Genomic DNA, 20,114 nt, shown 5'->3' with positions numbered 1-20,114 from the left:
GTTACTCTCTCCTGATGCGCGGAGCGCTTTCCACGAGTTGTCGTGTATAGGCATGTTCCGGTCTGGCAAAAAGATCGCTTGCGGTCGCTTCCTCGACTATTTCCCCGAAATACATCACGGCGACCCTGTCAGAGATGGCCTCCACCACAGCAAGATCGTGGCTGATGAAGAGGTAGGAGAGACCAAACTCCTTATTCAGTTGATCGAGAAGCAATAGAACCTGCGCCTGAACGGACACATCGAGTGCGCTGACCGGCTCATCGAGAACGATAATTTCCGCTTCCGCAGCCAGCGTGCGGGCAATGGCGATGCGTTGCGCCTGTCCGCCGGAAAACTCGTGCGGATATCGTTCCAACGTATCATTGGGCATCTGAACGGCGTCGAGCAATTGGATCATGCGCTGCCGGCGTTGTGCAGAATCCAGCCCGCCCAGAAGCTTGAGCGGTGTTTCCAGTATCTGGCGGATCGTCTTTCTGGGATTGAGTGAAGCAACAGGGTCCTGAAACACATATTGTATGACCTTGCCGAATGCCTGTGCGCCCGAATTCCGCAGTTCGCTTGAATCTCGACCCGCAATCGTCATCGTGCCGTCAGTCGGCTCGGTCAACCCGACAAGCATTCTGGCGAGCGTGCTTTTGCCCGACCCGCTTTCGCCGACAATGGCCAATGTCTCGCCGCTTCTGAGATCAAGCGAAACACGTTTAACGGCCTCGACTTTGTGGCGCTCCTTCCCCAGAAAGCTTCGCCCGCCACCAAAGGTTTTGCTGAGATCGCGCACGCTGATCGCATTGTCGCTCATCCTGTCGCCTTCCCGTTCTCGTATCTGAAGAGATCAGCCACACGGTCCAGAAAGCCGGCTCCCTGCCCAAGTTCGGGAACACAGGCAATCAAGCGCTTCGTATAGCTATGCTGCGGATTGGAAAGAACTTCCGCAGTCGTACCTGTCTCGACTATTTCACCGTCTTTCATCACTGCCACGCGGTCGCAAATCTCCGAAACCACTCCAAAATCATGGGTGATAAACAGGAGAGCCATGCCGCGCTCGCGCTGGAGATCGCGTAGCAGCTTGAGAATGTGCGCCTGCACCGTGACATCGAGCGCCGTGGTAGGCTCGTCCGCAATGATGATGTCTGGATCATTGGCCAGAGCCATGGCAATGCCGACACGCTGACGCTGGCCACCTGAAAGCTGGTGCGGATAGTGATTGGCCCGTTCCGCTGCATCTGGAATGCCAACCTTGCCAAGAAGCACAATCGCCTGTTCCCACCGCTCACTGGCTCCAATCCGCCGATGCGCTGCAATTGCTTCCTCGACCTGCCGACCGACCGGATACATAGGATGCAACGTCGTCAGTGGGTCCTGAAACACATAAGCAACTCTTGCGCCCCGTGCCGCCGTCAACTCGGTTTCAGACATTGAAAGAACGTCCCGGTCGCCCAGATAGATCGCGCCGTTGCGGATAAGTCCGGGCGGGGACGCCACGAGGCCCATTACTGACAGGGCGGTCACGCTTTTGCCCGATCCGCTCTCCCCGATCAGGCCGAGACATTCGCCGCGTTCAAGTTCCAGTGAAACATTGCGGACAGCGGGGGTGAAATGCCCACCATTGACAAAGCCCGTTTCGAGACCGGCAATAGAAAGAGCTTTTTCGCTATCCTTGATCATGGGCGATGACCGGTCCTTGGCAATATCGGTTACAGCATCTGGCCGCCCCAGCGCACCTGACCGCAATCGCGGATCGAGAACATCGCGCACCCCATCTCCCAATACGTTGAGACTGATGACCAGCAGGAAGATCATCAATCCCGGCACGATGGAGACATGCGGGGCATTGAACAGTTGCGCGCGGCCCTCGCCGAGCATGGAGCCGAGATCGGCCTGCGGCGGCTGCGCGCCAAGACCGAGGAAGCTCAGGCCCGCCGTTTCGAGGATCATCCAGCCCGCCGTGGTCGACATGGTAATGACGATAACCGGCAGCACATTGGGCAGCACTTCGCTTAACAGGATCGAAACCGGACTTTTCCCGGAGAGCCGGGCAGCATCAATAAACTCACGATGCGCGAGACCAAGCGTAACCCCGCGAACATTACGCGCGAAGAACGGAATATTGACCACGGCGATCGCGTAGAGCGCATTCATTAGGCCAGGCCCGAGTACGGCCACGATAGCCAGCGCCAGCAGGATATAAGGGAATGCCATCAGTATATCGATGCCGCGCATCATCAAATTGTCGGTTCGTCCACCCGCATAGCCGGCCACGAGACCGATCGCCGAGCCAACGATCGCTGCGATCAGCGTCGCTGCAAATCCTACTGCGACAGACACCCGCGTGCCCCATATGACACGACTCAATATATCGCGCCCAAGCTGATCCGTTCCAAGAAGATGTCCTTCGCTGAACACGGGTTTCAACCGCATTGCGGGAGAAGTCGCGTCAGGATTGGGAAGCGGGAGAACCGGGGCCAGCAGAATGACGAGGCAGATCAGGACCAGCATAAAAAAACCGAAAGCCGCCAGTCGATTGCTCATCAGGAGCTGCCATGATGACATGCGGACCGCCGTTGGCGCGGCAGAAATTTCTGGAAGCGCGCTCATGAGCGTATCCTTGGATCGAGCATGGTCTGGATGACATCAGCGAGCAGATTGAAAAGGACATAACTCGCGGCAACCACAAGCACGCCACCCTGCACCAGCAAGATATCGCGGGTGGAAATGGCTTTCACCAGCATGGCGCCAATACCGGGCCACTGGAACACGGTTTCGATGTAGACGGCGCCGCCCAGCACAAATCCCGCCTGAATACCGATCACAGGAATGACGCTGACAAGTGCGGCGCGAAACGCATGACCATATATCACACGACGTTCGTTGAGACCTTTGGCCCGGGCTGTCCGGATATAGTCCTGACGAAGCACTTCCAGCATCGCGCCGCGGGTCAGACGTGCGATCACGCCTGCCGCCACCACGGCCAGCGTCGTGGCAGGCAGGATCAGATGCCAGAGCAGATCCTTCAGGTCACCGCCGCCATAAACAGCATACATGCCGGACGCTGGCAGAATGCGCCAATGAACCGCGAAGAGATAAATCAGAAGCAGCCCCAACCAGAATGAAGGAATGGAAATTCCGGCAAGCACGATGAAAGTGATCGTCCTGTCTGCCCAGCCGAACTGGCGTACCGCCGAAACGATGCCCGAGAGCAGGCCGAAGACTGAACACAGTACCAGCGCTACGCCCGCAAGCACGAGTGTCGCCTGAAAGCGCTCCATAACCTCATCCAGCACCGGACGATTGAGCACGAAGGAACGCCCGAAATCCCCATGCAGGAGATTGCCCATCCAGATGAAGTATTGTTGCAGCAACGGCTTGTCGAGACCGAGATCGCGATTGATCCGCTCGACATTTTCCGGTGTTGCGTATGATCCGAGCAACGCAGTCGCCGTATCACCGGGGATCATCGCCATGACGAGAAAAACAATGATCGAGAGCCCGAGCAACACAGGAACAACGGCCAAAAGTCGCTTGAGGATATAGGCTGGCATGAATGCCCTCCCTGCTTATTCCTTGGTTACGTCTTTCAAATGCAGCAGGAAGGACGGCTGCAACTTGAACCCCTTGACGGCAGCGGTCGTGACTGCATTTTGCTTCCAGTTCGCCACGAACAGCCATGGTGCATCGTCACGGACAATGCTCTGCACTTCGCCATAAAGCTTGCCGCGCTCGGTTTGATCGGTCGATGACCGCGCCTTTTCCAGAAGCTCATCCACTTTGGGGTTGGAATAGTAACCGGAATTGAAACCGCCCTTGTCCGGCAGTGCGTCGCTGCGAAGCGTCAGATAAGGCACCGTGTCCGGATCATTGGTCATCCATGCCATCTCGGCCATATCGGCCTTGCCTTCCAGCCCCGGATTGACCCTGCCAAGGAACGTGTTCCACTCATAGGTTTCAATCTTGACCTTGAAGCCCACAGCCTGAAGATCGGCCTGGATTGCGGCACCCATCGTGATTGGATCAAGCATGCCAGAACCGCCTTCGGTCACATAGAACGTGACTTCGGGATTGCTTGCACCAGCTTCGGCAAGGAGCGCCTTGGCCTTTTCCGGATCATAGGGATAGGGTTCGGTTTTGTTCTCGACCCAGTTGAAGGCGGGTGGGATCGGCCCCGCAGCAACAGTTGCGGAACCCTGCAAAACATTATCGACAAGCCCCTGCTTGTTGACCGCATAATTCGCCGCCTGACGCACTTTCTTATCCGCGAATGGACCGCTCTTCGCATTCAGGATAGTGAACCACACATGGGGCCCAGCCTGTTCGGCGACCACGAAATTCGCGTCCTGCTTGAATGTGGCAAGATTGTCCGGCGGTACTTCCACCATGACATCCAGCCCGCCCGCCATCATCTCCGCAACGCGGGTATTGGCATCCGTGATCGGGCGGAACACGATTGCTTCCAGTGCCGGTGCCTTATCCCAATAATCGGGATTGCGTTCCACCACCACACGCTGGCCGGATTGCCATTCTGCGAATTTGAAAGGGCCGGTTCCCGATGGATGACGGCCAAATTCCTTACCGTATTTTTTGACCGCTTCGGGAGAAACGATCAGGCCGGTTGGATAGGCCAGATTGGAGAGGAACGGGGCGAAAGGTTCCTTCAACTTGAATTCGACCGTATGATCGTCGAGTGTATTGACCGCATCGATAGACGAGAAGTTGAACGAAAGCGGAAATGGGCCGGTGTTATAGAACGGATGATCTTCCTTCAGCATTCTGTCGAAGTTGAATTTGACCGCCTCAGCATTGAAATCCGATCCGTCATGAAATTTCACGCCCTGGCGCAGCTTGAACGTATAGGTCTTGCCGTCATCCGAGATCGTCCAGCTTTCGGCCAAAGCTGGCTCCACTTCCAGCGTCCCGTCTTTGTAACGCACCAAGCCATCGTAAATGTTGACCAGAATGCGGAAATCATTGGTGGCCGTAACTGTATGCGGATCCAGTGATTGCGGCTCCGCAATCTGTCCGACAATCAGCACATTGGGCGGCGTTTGCGCCAGCGCGACTGTGCCCGCCCCGGCGACCGAAAGCGCCATAGCAGTCAGAACGGCACGGAATAACCTTCTCATGGGGTTCCCCTTCATTTGTCAAATCCGTCGGAATCTAATTTATAGGCATAAATCAATGATCATCAATGAATTATCATAATTAATTTTAACGAGACAAAAAAAGCGGGCCTCAGCCCGCTTGTGATTTCGGAAAGTTCCAAGTTTATTCTGCAGGTGTATCTTCAGGCTTGAGATCCTGCTCGGCCTTGGTCGATTTCTGATGCGTGAAACCCTTGAGGCCCTTGGCGGTTTCCTCGGCATCGCGTTTGATCTCGACTTCGCTCATTGCATAATGAACTGCAAGTTTTGCAATGGAAGTCAGAGCGCTTAGATGAATGCGCTCATAACCATGCGAGGCATCGACACCGAAGGTCAGCAAAGCCGTGCGCACATCATGCCCGGCCTCAACCGCAGACGCGGCATCAGAACGATAATAACGGAACACGTCCTTCTGGACCTGAATGTCATGCTCTCCGCAAAGCTCGTAGAGTTTCTTCGTCAGATGGTAATCGAACGGTCCGGTCTGGTCCGCCATGGCAAGCGTGACACCGAACTCCGATGAATTCTGGCCTGGTGCAGTCGTTCCATTATCGATGGCGACCAGCGAGGCAATATCCGGCACAACGACCGCAGAGGCACCCACTCCAACTTCCTCGCCGATGGTGAACAGCCAATAACTGTCGACCGGCGTTTCCACATTGGCTCTCTGCATCGCTTCGAGGGCCGCAAGCATGATTGCAACGCCTGCCTTGTCATCAAGGTGACGCGAGACGATAAAGCCATTATCGATGAATTCGGGCGCGGGATCGACAGCAACTATGTCACCGACATCGATACCGAGCTGCAGCAGATCATCACGATTTCGGGCGAGCGCATCGACGCGGAGTTCGACATAAGGCCAGCCGACCGGCTGCGTATCGACTTCGTCATTGAATGTATGGCCGGAAGCTTTCAACGGCAGGATCGAACCGCGATAAATTCCTTTGGACGAAAAGATGGAAACGCGGGCACCTTCAGCGAAACGCGCTGACCAGTTACCGATGGAAACCAGTTCCAGCCGTCCGTTTTCCTTCAGATATTTTACCTGCGCGCCGAGTGTATCGACATGCGATACGATCCCACGCGCCGGTCTCTCCGTCAGGCCCACCCTGCGCGCGCGAATAGCCCCCCGGCGCGTCAGCATAACCTCAAGTCCCAAATGCTCCAGCTCGCGCGCAACATAACGCACGGCTTCGTCGGTAAACCCGGTCGGGCTCGGTATGGCGAGAAGCGCATTGAGCCGTGTTACGAGATAGTCCTGATCGATTGTGATGGCGGTCTGCATCATTCATGTGTCGCAAAACAAGACCGCAACGTCAACGTCATCTCCAGAACAGAAAACTTCGGCACCGGTGTTACGCGGCGCCGAGATGCCATCAGAAACTCCAGTCTTCATCCTCAGTCGCGACCGCCTTGCCGATGACGTAAGAAGAGCCAGAACCGGAGAAAAAGTCGTGGTTTTCGTCTGCATTCGGTGAAAGAGCGGACAGGATCGCCGGGTTGACCTTGCACGCTTCAGCCGGGAAGAGTGCCTCATAGCCGAGGTTCATGAGGGCCTTGTTGGCGTTGTAATGCAGGAATTTCTTGACGTCTTCAGTTAGGCCAACACCATCATATAGCGCTTCCGTGTAGCGAACCTCATTGTCGTAAAGTTCCAGAAGAAGTTCGAAGGCAAAATCCTTGATTGCCTGCTTCTGCTCTTCGTTCAAGCGTTCCAGTCCGCGCTGGAATTTGTAACCGATATAATAGCCATGCACAGCCTCATCACGGATGATGAGCCGGATAAGATCGGCTGTATTGGTCAGCTTTGCCCGGCTCGACCAGTACATGGGCAGATAGAAGCCGGAATAGAACAGAAAGCTCTCCAGAAAGACGCTGGCGATTTTCCTTTTCAGCGGATCATCCGCGCGATACTGGTCCAGGATCAGAACGGACTTGCGCTGCAGGAATTCGTTTTCCTCGGACCAACGATAGGCATCGTCAACATCCGGCGTCAGGCACAAAGTCGAGAATATCGACGAATAGGATCGTGCATGAACCGCTTCCATGAAGGAGATGTTGGACAGCACCGCTTCTTCATGCGGCGTCGCTGCATCATCTATCAGCTTCACGGCACCGACTGCGTTCTGGATCGTATCGAGAAGTGTCAGCCCGGTGAAAACGCGGATCGTCAGTTGCTTTTCCTGCGGTTTCAGCGTTTCCCACGACTGAATATCGTTCGAAAGCGGCACCTTTTCTGGCAGCCAGAAATTGCCGGTCAGACGGTTCCAGACCTCAAGGTCTTTCTCATCTTCGATCCGGTTCCAGTTGATCGCACGCACTGCGGCGGGTTTCGGGTTCTTGGTTTTCGCTTGAATATTCATTGGTCATCACCAGTGGTCAGAGGGCGCAGGAAACGCAGCCCTGCACTTCCGTGCCGGAGAGCGCCATCTGGCGCAGGCGAATGTAGTAGATGGTCTTGATGCCCTTCTTCCACGCGTAGATCTGTGCGCGGTTGATATCGCGTGTCGTTGCGGTATCGCGGAAGAACAATGTCAAAGATAGGCCCTGATCGACGTGCTGCGTCGCCGCCGCGTAAGTGTCGATGATCTTTTCCGGCCCGATCTCATAGGCGTCCTGATAGTAATCGAGATTGTCATCGGTCATGAACGCTGCCGGATAGTAGACGCGACCGATCTTGCCCTCCTTGCGGATCTCAATCTTCGACACGATCGGATGAATCGATGACGTCGAATGATTGATGTAGGAAATCGAGCCTGTCGGCGGCACGGCCTGAAGGTTCTGGTTATAAAGCCCGCCCTCCATCACCGCATTTTTCAGATCGCGCCAGTCATTCTGCATCGGAATCGCAATGCCAGCCTTTTCGAAAATTTCTCGAACCTTTTCCGTCGCCGGTTCCCAAAGCTGCTCGGTATATTTGTCGAAATATTCACCTGTTGCATATTTAGATTTCTCGAAACCTTTAAAGGACTTGCCCGTTTCCACTGCAATCAGGTTCGATGCGCGGATCGCGTGATAGGTAACCGTATAGAAATAGATATTCGTGAAATCGACGCCCTCCTCCGAGCCGTAATAAATCCGCTCGCGGGCGAGATAACCATGCAGATTCATCTGGCCGAGACCGATAGCATGGCTTTCATCATTGCCTCGGACGACCGACGGCACGGAGCCGATTTGGCTCATATCGGAAACTGCTGTCAGAGCGCGGATGGAGGTTTCGATGGTCTTGCCGAAATCGGACGAGTCCATTGCCGATGCAATGTTGAGCGAACCCAGATTGCACGAAATATCCTTGCCGAGATGATCATAGGAAAGGTCTTCGCCGAAGATGCTCGCCTCACTCACCTGGAGGATTTCCGAACAGAGATTGCTCATGGTGATGCGCCCGTCAATCGGATTGGCGCGGTTCACCGTGTCCTCGAACATGATATAGGGATAACCGGACTCGAACTGGATTTCCGCCAACACCTGAAAAAACTCGCGTGCATTGATCTTCTTCTTGGCAATACGCGCATCGTCGACCATTTCCCGATATTTTTCGGTAACCGAAATCTCGGTCAATGGCACGCCGTAAACCCGCTCCACATCATAGGGCGAGAATAGGTACATATCCTCGTTGTTCTTTGCGAGTTCGAAGGTAATGTCTGGAATGACCACACCAAGCGACAAGGTTTTAATACGGATTTTCTCGTCGGCGTTTTCGCGCTTCGTATCCAGAAAGCGCATGATATCCGGGTGATGGGCGTGCAAGTAAACAGCACCCGCTCCTTGTCGCGCACCCAACTGATTGGCGTAGGAAAAGGAATCCTCAAGAAGCTTCATCACCGGAATGATACCGGATGATTGGTTCTGAATCTGCTTGATAGGTGCGCCCGCCTCGCGAATATTGGTAAGGCTCAAGGCCACCCCGCCGCCCCGCTTCGACAATTGCAACGCCGAATTGATCGAGCGCCCGATGGACTCCATATTGTCTTCGACCCGCAGCAGAAAACAGGAAACGAGCTCGCCGCGCTGCTTCTTGCCTGCATTGAGGAAAGTCGGCGTCGCAGGCTGGTAGCGGCCTGCAATGATCTCCTCCATCAGATTGCGTGCCAGCTGTTCATTGCCGCGCGCCAGCGTCAGCGCTACCATGCAGACACGGTCTTCATAGCGCTCCAGATAGCGCTTTCCATCGAAGGTTTTCAGCGTATAGCTGGTATAATATTTGAATGCGCCTAGAAATGTCGGAAAACGAAATTTTCTCGCATAGGCTTCGTCGAAAAGGTCACGCACGAAATTGAAGGAATACTGATCCAGCACCTCCTGCTCGTAGTATCCCTCCGTCACCAGATAATCGAGCTTTTCCCGCAGATTATGAAAAAAGACGGTGTTCTGGTTCACGTGCTGAAGGAAATACTGGCGTGCAGCCTGCCGGTCGCGATCAAGCTGGATTTTTCCCTCGTCATCGTAAAGGTTCAGCATCGCGTTGAGCGCGTGATAATCCAGCCCGTCCGAGGATTTTGCCGGTTTGTTGCTGTTGGAAGTCGCCGCTTGAGGCGCATCCTGCGCCACTGGCCGTGCCTCGCGCTCTCGGATCAAGGTCGTGTCTGCCGTGTCCAAAATCGTTCCATCCCGTTTTTGACATTGCCAATGTCCTCATCGGTTCCCAGAAGCTCGAAGCGGTAGAGATAGGGAACCTGACATTTGGCGGAGATAATGTTGCCGGCGATACAGAAAGCCTCGCCGAAATTGCTATTTCCCGCGGCAATCACGCCGCGGATGAAAGAGCGGTTGGTCTCATCGTTGAGGAAGCGGATCACAGGTTTGGGGACAGCGCCCTTGGAGCCGCCGCCACCATATGTGGGCGACACGAGCACGAATGGCTCGCGCACCTGCAATCCGCCTGAACCGTCCATCGGGATACGGTTCGACCGCATTCCAAGCCGCTCGACAAACCGGTGCGTATTTTCCGACCGGCTGGAGAAATAGACGATCAGGCTCATGTGACCGCAGCCCTCAGGCGAGCGCGCTGATCATGTCCGGCCGGAAGCCCGCCCAATGGGATTCACCTGCCACAACCACCGGCACCTGGCGATAACCCATGCCCTGAACGAGATGGAAAGCATCGGCATCGGCAGAGATATCGATGACCTCATATTCGATGCCCTGGCGGTCGAGGGCGCGTGTGGTGGCGGTGCACTGAACGCAGGCGGGCTTGCTGTAAACGGTGACGTTCATTTTTTCCTCACTGGAGCATGTCTCCCAAAAATGGGAACCGGTTTTGGGGTCAAGACATGCATAAAAACAAAGAGATAGAGCATTTCCAACGGTTCGGTTTAAACTGGAATACTCTCGATAGGAGACGCAAAAAGCCGTTCGCGCATCGCAAGATGCGCGTCAAAAAGCACAAGATAGGAAACGGTCAGCCGCCACGATGAGCAGTCTGACCACAACAGACTATGCCTCGAAGGGAGGACCGGAACCGAAACTGAATAGACTGGACATGGACTTCACCCCGAAGCTATGAGCGGGAAGTTCGGGGCAGCAATCGGCAAGGCAATAGTTTGCCACACAAGATTGCGCGCCAACCGGACACCCCGCCCGTGGACGTACTCGTTCAAGGCAGGTCTCCTGGCTCACGGATCAACATCCTGCCCGCCTTCCCAGCCTGAGCCAGTGACGTGATGGACAGAACTCTCCGCTTACAGTTGCGGGGGCAGCTCCGGCATTGCCGCATCCGTCATGGATGAAACGCACCGGATTCCCGTCTTAGCTTTCGACTCAACGAATCGAAAGAACCTAGAACACTATATATAGTAGTCGAAGTTAAAAACCCGTCAACGGATAGTTGGTAGCAAAACATAAAATTAGCGGACCATTATGTGAGGCCTGTGAATAGCAGGGATTATCGCTGTTTATTTTGCGTGTTTGATCGGTTTCGGTTTGAATTCCGGCTTGATGGCCTTGAGGGCCATGCGATCCACCAGCGCGGGAGCGACAAGTTTCAACCAGCGCCCGAATCGCATCTGGCGCGTCATCAACACTTCACGCTTGCGTGCCCGCACACCTTCCAGCATCAGTCGTACGGCTTCTTCGACCGGCATCATGTCATCTTCACGCACACCGCTCTTTCCCAGCGCGCTGCCGTCCGCACTATAGCCCACCTTGCGAATGTCGGTTTTGACGACACCCGGATAGACGATTGTCACGGAAATGCCGCTGGGGTCCAGTTCCGCGCGAAGCGCCTCGCAGAAGCCTGACAGGGCGAATTTCGTTCCGCTATAGGCCGTGCGCCCCGGCACGCCGATCAATCCGGCCACGGATGAGACAGCGACAATCCGCCCCCTGCTGGCAGCGAGATATGGAAGTGCGGCATGGATAGGCCAGACACTGCCCCAATAGTTCAACTCCATCAGGTCATGCATCCAATCGAGATCGTCCGGCTTGATCTCGGCAAAATTGGCATGGGCCGACATGCCCGCATTCACGATCAGCGTATCGATGCGACCATAGGCGGAAACCGCCTTGCCGATCAGAGCTATGCAAGCAGCGTGATCCTTTACGTCGGTGGGTATCACAAGGGCCGAGCTGCCCATTTGCCGCAATTCAGCGGCAAGCCTCTCCAGTTTGTCCGCATTGCGCGCAGCAAGCACCAGCGCAGCATTGGCGCGGTCGCACCGGGCGATTTGCCGCGCGGTTTCAGCGCCGATACCATCCGATGCTCCCGTTATGATCGTCACGTCCATGCCCCGCCCTCCCCTGCCTATCGATCCGACGACAGGCAAGGTACAGGCAGGGCAATCAATGCGTCCAGTGGTTTAGACCTTGCGCGATAGAATAGCAGCAAGAGCGAGACCACCGATCAGCGATATGTGCTCCAGCGCCACCGTCATATCCCGGAAAGCTTCTTCTCCTTCCTTTGCCCAGAACGGGTGGGCAACTGGAATGGTCAGGATCGTAAAGACGGCAAGAGCACCACAAGCCAGCCAGATTCCGCGATTGAAGATGATCATCAGCGATCCGACAATCTGCAAAAGCAGGGTTGCGCTGTTGAACAGCCAGCCCGGATGAAGACCAAAGCTTTCCATTTCCGCAGCATTGGCGCCGAAGTCGAAGAGCTTGGCCAGCCCACTCGACCAGAAAATGAAGGTAAGGACCACCTGCGCCAACAAAAGGCTGGCACGGGAATCGAGGATGTTGGCGATGAAACGCGGCATTGGTCAACCCTTTACGCCGGTGATACGGATAACCTTGAATGCGACCGCCACGGCAACTGCTGGCGCGAGTGCGAATATCACCGACAGCCAGAGCGAGGCATTTGCCGCGCCCTCTACACCTCCCGGCACGGCAATGCCGGCAAAATTGGCAATCATCCCCGCGCAAGCCGTCCCGAAGGCTATGGCGAAGAGTTGTACGGTCGTCATTCCACCCGCTGCGAGATCCTGCTCGGTGGACGGAGCGCTCTGATAGACGCGGGTAACGAGGCTTGGCCAGGCAAGACCGATCCCCAAACCGATCAGGATGAGCCCAAGGCAGACGGGCGCGAGCAGCAACCAGTTGCCGTTTCCATGGATCGGGAGAAATATGGCGAGCAGGACAAGACCGGCGAGCGCCAGAACAGGGCCGGCAACGACAAGCTTGTCGCCCCCCTTCTCCTGCCATCTGGAACTGAGGAAGGATGCCACCGTCCAGCCGATTGCCATAAGTGCCGCCAGATATCCTGCCCAGAGCGGAGACTGGCCATGCAAGTGCTGCAGCAGATAAGGCACGTATATTTCGGGCTGCATGCTGAGCATCAAAAGCGCGATCGTAAGGTAAAGAGGCCCGAGCGGCGTCGACAGGCTGAACGAGCGGCGCGGCAGGAGACGTGCCTTGGCGTCGCGGTCCACGACTGTGATGATGGCGATCATGAATATCGCCGCACCCAAACCGACGACCTTCCATAGCGTTTCCTGTGACAGGCTCCCCGCTGAAACCGCAAGGACAGCGCCGGTCAAGAGGATGAGTTGAAGAATCGGAATGGAAACACGCTCGTTTTTATCCCAGCTCGAGCGTGGCAAAGTCGCGAATGCCACCACAGCGAAAAGACCCGATACCGGCAGCAATGACCAGAAAGCGGCGCGCCATGCGCCATATTCGGCAAAGATGCCGCCAATTGCCGGCCCGATCAGCGTGGCCACGCCGAACATAGCGGAAATAAGACCGATGGCCCGGCCCCACAGGCGCTCTGGCAAAACGACACGGGTGAGACCATAGGCGAGCGCGTAAAGAAATCCGCCACCGAGGCCTTGCACGCTCCGCCCCGCCAGCATGACCGGCATGTTGATGGCCAGAGACGAGATCAGTGTGCCTGCTGCGAACAGCAGGGTCGCCACGACATAAGCGCCTCTTGGACCGGCACTTTTCAGAAGCCGCGCAGTGAGTGCGGCACCCAGAATGGAGGCCACGACGAACAAGGTCGTGGCCCAGGCATAGAAATCCATGCCGCCAATATCCTGCACCACGCTCGGCATGACTGTGGTCGCGATGTACATATTGACCGCGTGGAGCGTGACTCCACCAGCCAAAGCCAGGGCATAGAGGCCATTTTTACCGCTTAGAAGCTCACCCCAGCCAGCGGGCTTATAGCCCGCATCCCCCGCCGGAATTGTTTCTTCGATCGAACTTTGCACTGTCGGCCTCCGTGAACTGAATTGTTGCCGACGGGTTTATAGAACCTCAACCTTCGTTGAGGTCAATAGGCTATTTCGACTGAAAACATCAGGATTTAATCGGCCAAATCCAAAACAAAACCGCCACTGCGAACGAGCACAATGGCGGTGGGGAAAACTCGGCTCGGACGCTCGAAAGTCAGGTGAGATTGCCGGTCTTGGCCATCAATCTTCTGGGGCCAGCGCCCTGTTGTCCGAGGATGTCGTCCGGATTTCGCAACGGGCATTCGGAAAGCGAGAGACAACCGCAGCCGATGCAGCTCGTTATTTGGTCACGAAGCTGCATCAGACTGTCGATACGTTCCTGAAGCATGCCTTTCCAGGCTTCCGAAAAACGTCTCCAGTCTTCCGCTGTCGGCACGTGGTCATGCGGAAGGTCTTCCAGCGCCTCGCGAATGATCGCGAGGGGGATACCCGCGCGTTGCGCGATTTTGATAATGGCAATGCGACGCAGCACGGCGCGGTGATAACGTCGCTGGTTGCCCTCTGTGCGCCAGCCCTCGATAAGCCCCTTGGTTTCATAGAAATGAACGGTAGAGACCGCCACGCCAGCGCGCCGGGAAACGTCACCAACTGTCAGGCTTTTCTTGAGACCTGAATGTTCCATATCGTCAAACTCGATCATGCCGAATGTGTAGGCCTTTGAGCACATCCCGAAAAGTGTGAAACGGCTTTTGGTTCAGATGCGCGGAAGAAAAGCGCTCCAGCCGCGCGCCATTGCAAGCGTCTCATAAATCCGCGTCATGTCTCAACGCGCGATAATTGCGGCGCGCCCATAGCAACGGGCGAGAATGCAGCGGCAAATCGGTATTCGTTACCAGCCCGGCAAAAAGCGTGTGATCCGCCATTGGAACACTGCCCGCCAGTTCGCAATCTATCGCAGCTGACGCCCCGAAAAGATGCGGCCTGCCCGACGGCCATTCGCCCCACACCCCAATGAGAAATCTTTGCCCATGCGGTATTTTGCCTGCAAAGGCGTCGCCGATCATCTCCTGCCCTTCCGCGAGCATGGCGAGTGAGAAGCCGCCATCGGAAATGATCGCCGTTGCCAGTGCGCTGTCGCTTTTGACCGAAACCAAGACCATCGGCGGTTCGGCGGAAAGCGACAACACCGCTGTCACCGTGCGACCGTGGGCTTCGCCAGCATCGCGCGCTGTCACCACGGACACGGTCGCGGCCATACGCGACATCACATCCGCGAACTCTCGTTTCGAAACAGCGCCAATTGCGTCGCGGTCTATATGCAGCACGTTCGTGTTCATCATGTCAGGCAACCTTCGGCTTCTGTCCCCGCTTAGAGCGGCCCCAGTTTTGACGGCATCGTTGGAACCGCTCTATCTATTTGTTTTTCCACATTTCCGAACGCAAACCGTTTCACACTTTTGCTGGAAATGTTCTGGCGCCGGTCGGAATCGCCCCGCAGCGTTTCCGACCGGCCATGGCCTTACGTCGGGATGTCCGTTCGGCCATATCGGCTCCAAACAGCTATTCGGAATGCTGTTTGAGATAGGCGATCATGTTTTCGAGGTCTTTTTCCTTGGTCAGCCCGGCGAAAGCCATCCATGTGCCTTTCACCATGGCCTGCGGTTTCTTGAGAAAGCTCTTCAGCTCATCCTCGTTCCAGACCAGCCCTTCGGACGCCGCCTTGCGCATTGCATCCGAATAGGGATAGCCCGGATAGGAGGCGGCCTTGCGGCCCACCACGCCCTTCAATGACGGGCCGCGCTTGCTCTCATCGGCATCCGCCGTGTGGCAGACGGAGCATCGCTTGAAGAGTTTTTCCCCCGCGGCAGCATCCGCCCCTTCACCAGAGGCGGCTGTCGAAACAATGAGAGCAGTGGAAAAGGCAAGGGGAACAAGAAGGAGCGACAAGCGCATGGACGATACTCCAGATAATCGGCCATGCTTCTCTAGTTCCTCAACCTTGGTTGAGGTCAAGAGTAAATCTTGCCTGCCTCCTCACTTTTTAGCCACCGCTCGCAGAAAAATTCGCGGCAGCGCTTAACACAGCCCGTATTGACGCGGTTGCGATATCGTCATCGATCCCGACGCCGAAAACTTTCCGCCCATCCTGCGTCCGACATTCGATATAGGCCGCAGCCTGTGCGTAGGTACCTTTTTTGAGCGAATGCTCGTGATAATCGACGATTTCCAGATCGATATCGCAACCGGCCTGCAATGCCGAAACCGCACTTGAGATCAATCCGTTACCGCGCCCTGTTATGACGACTTCCTTGCCGCGATGCCGGATTCGTCCGGCAAAAACACGCGGCTCCCCGCTCCGCGCCGGTCTGCTTTCCGTGTAGTTCAGAAGCTCGAATTCGGCGTTTGCGTTCAAATGATACAGGTCGCTGAATAGCGTCCAGATCATTTCAGAGGTCGTTTCCTTGCCGGTATCGTCGGCAAATGCCTGTACGCGGCGGCTGAAATCGATTTGCAGCGGACGCGGCAGTCTCAGCCCCCGGTCCTGTTCCAGCACCCACGCCACGCCGCCCTTGCCCGACTGGCTGTTCACGCGAATGACGGCTTCATAGCTCTCGCCGATATCCTTCGGGTCAATGGGCAGGTAAGGCATTTCCCATATTCCGTCATTACGCGTTTCATGCGCGGCAAAGCCCTTGCGGATAGCGTCCTGATGCGAGCCGGAAAAAGCTGTATGGACCAGTTCGCCTGCATAGGGATGGCGCGGATGAACTGGCAAGTCATTGCAATGTTCCACCGTTCTCACGACGGAACGCATCTCTGGAAAATACAGTTTTGGGTCGATGCCCTGCGTATAGAAATTCAGTGCCAGCGTAACGAGATCGACGTTGCCGGTGCGCTCGCCATTACCGAACAGGCAGCCCTCGACACGATCAGCGCCTGCGAGCAGGGCCTGTTCCGTTGCAGCCACCGCTGTGCCCCGGTCGTTATGCGGATGGACGCTTATGATCACGCTGTCGCGGCGGGAAAGATTGCGGCAGAACCATTCGATCTGGTCCGCATAGACATTCGGCATTGCCACTTCAACGGTAGCAGGCAGATTCAGGATCGCCTTGTTTTCCGGCGTTGGCTGCCAGACATCCAGAACACGTTCACAGATTTCCAGCGCAAAGTCCGGCTCGGTGAAGCAGAAGGTTTCCGGTGAATATTCAAACGTCCAACGCGTCTCGGGTTGCTTCCGGCTTTCCTGCAGCATGGCCGTTACGCCACAGACGGCCAGGTCGATTATCTCGTTCTTTTCCATCTTGAATACAACGCGACGGAAGAGCGGCGCTGTCGCATTATAAAGATGGACGATGGCCTGACGCGCTCCGCGCAGGGATTCAAAAGTGCGTGCAATCAGGTCGGCTCGCGATTGGGTGAGCACCTGAATGGTCACATCGTCAGGTATCAGTTCCTCTTCGATCAGGCGGCGGACAAAATTGAATTCCGTCTGCGAAGCTGAAGGAAATGCAACCTCGATTTCCTTGAAACCGATTTCTAGGAGCATGCGATAAAAGCGCATTTTCTTGTCGCCATCCATCGGGTCGGCAAGCGCCTGATTGCCGTCGCGCAGGTCTGTCGATACCCAGCGCGGCGCCTGCGTCAAGCGCCGGTTCGGCCACTGGCGATCCGGCAGTTCGATTGGAGATATGAAAGGACGGTATTTGCTGTCCGGGTTCTGCAACATGATAATAGTTCCTTCGGCTGCGCGGAGCAGCGACTGCGACAATGGGAAAGGGATTGACGGCAGGTTACGACCGCCGGGATGCCATCAGGCCCAACGGTCGCCGGTAAGTCGAAGGAGAAGAAGCGAAAAAGCCAAGCGTGCGCCGCCAGCCGGAGTGTTCAACTCCGTCGAAACAACTATGTTGTGGCAGGCGCAAGCGGACACGTTCAGGCTTTCTGGAAAACTGGCTTCTCCACCCGATAATAGACGTGCCGATATTGGCATTCTTGCGCATCAGGGTCATAATAGAGCGCAAAAGGGGCAACCCATGTCGCTGAACTACCCTGCGCCGCTTGCGCTCGCCCTATCGGCCCTGGCGCAAGATGACACGTCTTTTGCCGGGCCGCCGCACCGCCATCAGGATGCGCAACTGATCTATGCGCGATCCGGCGTGGTATCCGTCACAACGGAGAGCGGAACCTGGGTCGTGCCGCCAAATCGTGCGGTGTGGGTACCGCCGATGGTGGAACATGCAACGCGCAGCCATGGACCGGTCCAGTTTCGTACGATCTTTGTCCGTTCGGATGCGGCCCGCTCCCTTCCCTTGTCCTGTGGCGTGGTGGAAGTTTCGCCATTATTGCGGGAATTGATCCTGCGTCTGGTTGAATTGCAGGACCAGCCTGTTACATCCTTTGTACAGCGTATCAGCGAACTTTTGCTGGAAGAACTGACCTTTCTCCCCGCGGAACCGCTCAATCTTCCAATGCCTCTGGATCAACGGTTCCGCAACCTTTGTGAAGCCCTGCAAGCAGAGCCCGATACAGAGCTGTCCCTTGACGATGCCGCCGATCGAACGGGCATGAGCAGGCGCAGTTTCATGCGACACTTCGAGCGCGAGACCGGCATGACCTATGGCCGCTGGCGGCAACAGGCACGATTGCTCGCCGCCCTGCCCGCCTTGGCCGCGGGAATGCCCGTCGTCACCGTTGCGCTGGACTGCGGATACCAAAGCGCAAGCGCCTTCGCCGCAACGTTCAAACGCAGCCTCGGGCGAAGCCCGGCAAGTTATTTTTCCTGAAATATTCACAAAGTTGTGTGATGGCAACCGAAGTGAAAGCGAACATTTTCAATCGCTTATATTCCGGGGCATTTCGACCGCGAACTTTCAAGCCTTGATTTGGCCCTCCTGATCGAAGGGAGAAATTGACAGTCCGGCTTCTTATCCTGTATCGGTCGTTTAGTTTTGAACATTGTTCAATATACTGAACAAACGAAAAGTTTCTCCCAGGCTTTTCTTCAGAACCGCCGATGCATCGGCTGTATCGGAAAATGACGGAGGCGCTTCCTTCCCAAGACAGAAGCTTTTCCGGGATAAGCCCAGCGTTGTGTGCCGGTGAGGAAGTGAGAGACCTCGGCGCTGGTGAAAGTGATAAGGGTGGAATGATGACAACAGAGATCAAGCCATTTTCGTTCGATACCGTCGGCTCGATGCTCGTCGAATGGAGCGCTGCCAAGCGCCTCGGCGAAATCCTCGGCGAGCGGTTTTCCGAACGCAAGATTCTGATCGTGACGGACAAGGGCCTGCACAAGGCCGGCGTCCTCAACCATGCGCTGGCCTCGCTTGAAAAGGCTGGATTCGGTATCAGCGTGTTCGATGACGTGGTAGCCGATCCGCCGGAATCCGTATTGTTTGCCTGTGTTGAGCAAGCAAAGGCCGCCGGTTGCGATATCGTACTTGGTCTGGGCGGCGGCTCTTCCATGGATATCGCCAAGCTCGCGGCCGTGCTGCTCGTTTCCGAACAGGAACTTTCCGAGCTGTATGGCATCGGCAAGGTCCAGGGCAGCCGCCTGCCGCTGATCCAGATCCCGACTACGGCGGGAACAGGATCGGAAGTCACCAACATCACCATTCTGACCACCGGTGAGACGACGAAGATGGGTGTGGTTGCCCGTCAGCTTTACGCCGACTTCGTGATCCTCGATGCGGAACTGACTTGCGGCCTGCCTGCGCTTCATACGGCCGCGACCGGCATCGACGCCATGGTCCATGCGATTGAAGCCTATACGAGCCGGATCAAGAAGAACCCGCTCTCCGACGCGTTTGCCCGCGAAGCTCTGAAGCTTCTTTCGGCCAATCTGATCGCGGCTTGCGAAAACGGCAATGATCGCCATGCCCGCGAGGCCATGCTACTTGGTGCCAACTATGCCGGTCAGGCTTTTTCCAACTCGCCAGTCGGCGCTGTTCATGCACTGGCTTACCCGCTTGGCGGCCACTACCATGTGCCGCATGGTCTTTCCAATGCGCTGATGCTTGGTCCGGTGCTGCGCTACAATATGGCGGGTGCAGCCAAGCTATATGCAGAGCTTGCCGATCTGCTGCTGGAGAAATCCGAAGGCACGACGGAAGAGCGTTCAGCGGCCTTTGTCACCTATATGGAAGCACTGATGAACAAGTCCGGCGCACCGCGCCGCCTGCGTGATGTCGGCGTGACCGAAGACAGTCTTGAAATGCTGGCGCGCGACGCGATGCTGCAAACGCGGCTTCTGGGCAACAATCCGGTCGATGTGACTGAGGCCGACGCTCTGGCGCTTTATCGCGAAGCTTTCTGATCAAACATAACGAACTGACGGACCAAGCGCCGGAGAAGTGAGCTGACT

Annotated in this window: 18 protein-coding genes and 1 riboswitch; of the genes, 2 read left to right on the top strand and 16 right to left on the bottom strand. The window is 56.1% G+C overall.

Features of this window, described 5'->3' with window-relative positions:
• Position 1: 1 nt before the first annotated feature.
• The 16 genes from MKS82_RS25815 to leuA all read right to left on the bottom strand — a co-directional run bounded on the left by MKS82_RS25815 (position 2) and on the right by leuA (position 17,477).
• Positions 2 to 799, bottom strand: coding sequence for an ATP-binding cassette domain-containing protein (locus MKS82_RS25815; RefSeq protein WP_240579463.1), 798 nt, complete (start codon positions 797 to 799; stop codon positions 2 to 4).
• Positions 796 to 2,595 carry a dipeptide/oligopeptide/nickel ABC transporter permease/ATP-binding protein gene (locus tag MKS82_RS25810; protein ID WP_109986775.1) on the bottom strand — a complete coding sequence of 600 codons (1,800 nt, stop codon included), beginning with the start codon at positions 2,593 to 2,595 and terminating at the stop codon, positions 796 to 798. The genes MKS82_RS25815 and MKS82_RS25810 overlap by 4 nt, the downstream gene beginning before the upstream one ends.
• Complete coding sequence (locus MKS82_RS25805) at positions 2,592 to 3,539, bottom strand: ABC transporter permease (RefSeq protein WP_109986774.1); 948 nt, start codon at positions 3,537 to 3,539, stop codon at positions 2,592 to 2,594. Before MKS82_RS25805 ends, MKS82_RS25810 begins: the two co-directional genes overlap by 4 nt.
• A 15-nt stretch (positions 3,540 to 3,554) precedes the next feature.
• Complete coding sequence (locus tag MKS82_RS25800) at positions 3,555 to 5,117, bottom strand: ABC transporter substrate-binding protein (RefSeq protein WP_240579462.1); 1,563 nt, start codon at positions 5,115 to 5,117, stop codon at positions 3,555 to 3,557.
• Between the two features lie 142 nt (positions 5,118 to 5,259).
• Positions 5,260 to 6,420 (bottom strand): osmoprotectant NAGGN system M42 family peptidase, encoded by a 1,161-nt coding sequence (locus tag MKS82_RS25795; RefSeq protein ID WP_109986931.1) that lies wholly within the window; start codon positions 6,418 to 6,420, stop codon positions 5,260 to 5,262.
• 91 nt (positions 6,421 to 6,511) lie between these two features.
• Positions 6,512 to 7,498, bottom strand: a complete 987-nt coding sequence (nrdF, locus tag MKS82_RS25790; RefSeq protein ID WP_109986772.1) for a class 1b ribonucleoside-diphosphate reductase subunit beta — start codon at positions 7,496 to 7,498, stop codon at positions 6,512 to 6,514.
• Positions 7,499 to 7,514: 16 nt separating this feature from the next.
• Positions 7,515 to 9,734: a class 1b ribonucleoside-diphosphate reductase subunit alpha gene (gene nrdE / locus MKS82_RS25785; RefSeq protein ID WP_109986771.1), complete on the bottom strand. Its 2,220-nt coding sequence runs from the start codon at positions 9,732 to 9,734 to the stop codon at positions 7,515 to 7,517.
• Positions 9,710 to 10,117, bottom strand: a complete 408-nt coding sequence (nrdI, locus tag MKS82_RS25780; RefSeq protein ID WP_109986770.1) for a class Ib ribonucleoside-diphosphate reductase assembly flavoprotein NrdI — start codon at positions 10,115 to 10,117, stop codon at positions 9,710 to 9,712. The genes nrdE and nrdI overlap by 25 nt, the downstream gene beginning before the upstream one ends.
• Positions 10,118 to 10,130: 13 nt before the next feature.
• The gene (gene nrdH, locus MKS82_RS25775; RefSeq protein ID WP_061346668.1) at positions 10,131 to 10,352 is read right to left on the bottom strand and encodes a glutaredoxin-like protein NrdH; all 222 of its coding nucleotides are present in this window, start codon (positions 10,350 to 10,352) and stop codon (positions 10,131 to 10,133) included.
• Between the two features lie 366 nt (positions 10,353 to 10,718).
• A riboswitch (cobalamin riboswitch) is annotated at positions 10,719 to 10,932 on the bottom strand.
• A 97-nt stretch (positions 10,933 to 11,029) separates the two neighbouring features.
• Positions 11,030 to 11,860: an SDR family oxidoreductase gene (locus MKS82_RS25770; protein WP_109986769.1), complete on the bottom strand. Its 831-nt coding sequence runs from the start codon at positions 11,858 to 11,860 to the stop codon at positions 11,030 to 11,032.
• A gap of 72 nt (positions 11,861 to 11,932) precedes the next feature.
• A complete protein-coding gene (locus MKS82_RS25765; protein ID WP_109986768.1) occupies positions 11,933 to 12,331 on the bottom strand; it encodes a DoxX family protein in 399 nt (132 codons plus the stop codon).
• 3 nt (positions 12,332 to 12,334) lie between these two features.
• Positions 12,335 to 13,786: an MFS transporter gene (locus tag MKS82_RS25760; protein ID WP_109986767.1), complete on the bottom strand. Its 1,452-nt coding sequence runs from the start codon at positions 13,784 to 13,786 to the stop codon at positions 12,335 to 12,337.
• A gap of 178 nt (positions 13,787 to 13,964) precedes the next feature.
• Positions 13,965 to 14,432 carry a redox-sensitive transcriptional activator SoxR gene (soxR, locus tag MKS82_RS25755; protein WP_162997308.1) on the bottom strand — a complete coding sequence of 156 codons (468 nt, stop codon included), beginning with the start codon at positions 14,430 to 14,432 and terminating at the stop codon, positions 13,965 to 13,967.
• Between the two features lie 121 nt (positions 14,433 to 14,553).
• On the bottom strand, positions 14,554 to 15,090 hold the full coding sequence (locus MKS82_RS25750; RefSeq protein ID WP_109986766.1) for a flavin reductase family protein: 537 nt from the start codon (positions 15,088 to 15,090) through the stop codon (positions 14,554 to 14,556).
• 220 nt (positions 15,091 to 15,310) lie between these two features.
• Positions 15,311 to 15,703, bottom strand: a complete 393-nt coding sequence (locus MKS82_RS25745) for a c-type cytochrome (protein ID WP_109986765.1) — start codon at positions 15,701 to 15,703, stop codon at positions 15,311 to 15,313.
• An 88-nt stretch (positions 15,704 to 15,791) separates the two neighbouring features.
• A complete protein-coding gene (leuA, locus tag MKS82_RS25740; RefSeq protein WP_109986764.1) occupies positions 15,792 to 17,477 on the bottom strand; it encodes a 2-isopropylmalate synthase in 1,686 nt (561 codons plus the stop codon).
• 307 nt (positions 17,478 to 17,784) lie between these two features.
• Here leuA and MKS82_RS25735 point away from each other — a divergent pair, with 307 nt between their 5' ends.
• Both MKS82_RS25735 and MKS82_RS25730 read left to right on the top strand, forming a co-directional pair.
• Positions 17,785 to 18,534: an AraC family transcriptional regulator gene (locus MKS82_RS25735; protein ID WP_109986763.1), complete on the top strand. Its 750-nt coding sequence runs from the start codon at positions 17,785 to 17,787 to the stop codon at positions 18,532 to 18,534.
• 362 nt (positions 18,535 to 18,896) lie between these two features.
• Complete coding sequence (locus MKS82_RS25730) at positions 18,897 to 20,066, top strand: iron-containing alcohol dehydrogenase (RefSeq protein ID WP_109986762.1); 1,170 nt, start codon at positions 18,897 to 18,899, stop codon at positions 20,064 to 20,066.
• Positions 20,067 to 20,114 lie beyond the last annotated feature (48 nt).

The organism is Ochrobactrum sp. A-1, assembly GCF_022488005.1.
Classification (GTDB): domain Bacteria; phylum Pseudomonadota; class Alphaproteobacteria; order Rhizobiales; family Rhizobiaceae; genus Brucella.
This window is presented reverse-complemented; position numbering and strand designations above follow the sequence as displayed.